This window comes from Lyngbya sp. CCY1209, assembly GCF_055795065.1.
Window position 1 is genome coordinate 1 of sequence record NZ_JAYFER010000157.1, and the last position, 879, is coordinate 879.

Sequence of the window (879 nt, forward strand, 5' to 3'; positions counted from 1 at the left end):
CTGAAGTCGCCGTTCGCTTTTCATCCGTGCTTTAAAAAGACACGGCTTTCAAGCTCTCGTCCTTTTCTCGTAATTTCTAAAATCAGCCGCTCCTGTTCGGCCTGTCGTCTGAGGGCCTCTTCGGCGCGGCGGCGGTCGGTGATATCTTCGCCGATGCTGGCGAAACCGACGATCTGATCGGCGCGATCGCGCAGGGCCGTATTGTTCCAGGCGATCAGGCGACGTTCCCCCGTGCGGGCCAAGATTTCATTTTCGTAGCGGGCGGGAAATTGTCCGGTTTCCGGGGCCAGTCGAAAAAAGGTGTCGTAGAGGGATTCCCGAATCTCCGGGGGAATGAAAGTGGAAAACCAGTTTCGATGCAGGATTTCTTCCCGCTTCCAACCGGTCTGTTCCAACAGGCAATCGTTGACGAGGGTGATGTCTCCCCGGCGATCGACGATAACCGCGATGAGTGGCATCGTTTTCAGGACGGAACGAAACAGATATTCCGACTGTTGCAGGGCGAGTTCGGCCTGTTTGCGTTCCGTGATATCGACGGCGACGATAGTCACGGACCAGAGATTGTGACTCGGGTCGTAGCGGCCGGTCAGGGTTTCCGCAAACCAGCGCAGGGAGCCGTCTTTGCGGTAAAAGCGGTATTCGGAGCGGACGTCTTCGCCCCGGTCCAACAGGGTGTGCAGGGCGGGGCGGACGACGGTGTGGAAGTCGTCCGGATGAACCCGAGAGGACCACAATTTGGGGTCGGCGACAATTTCCTCGGCGGTGTACCCGTACAACCGTTCGCAACCGGGGGAAATATATTTTTGACAAACTCCCCGCGAAGACAGCGACGGGGATTCTGGGGTCAAACAGTAAATGCAGGCTGAGCCTGACTGACTT

Annotated in this window: 1 protein-coding gene; it reads right to left on the reverse strand. The window is 57.2% G+C overall.

Annotated features, from left to right (window positions below; genetic code table 11):
* Nucleotides 1-20: 20 nt before the first annotated feature.
* A partial coding sequence (locus AC0QHF_RS02145; protein ID WP_324702536.1) for a PAS domain-containing protein occupies nucleotides 21-879 on the reverse strand: 859 nt, incomplete at its 5' end.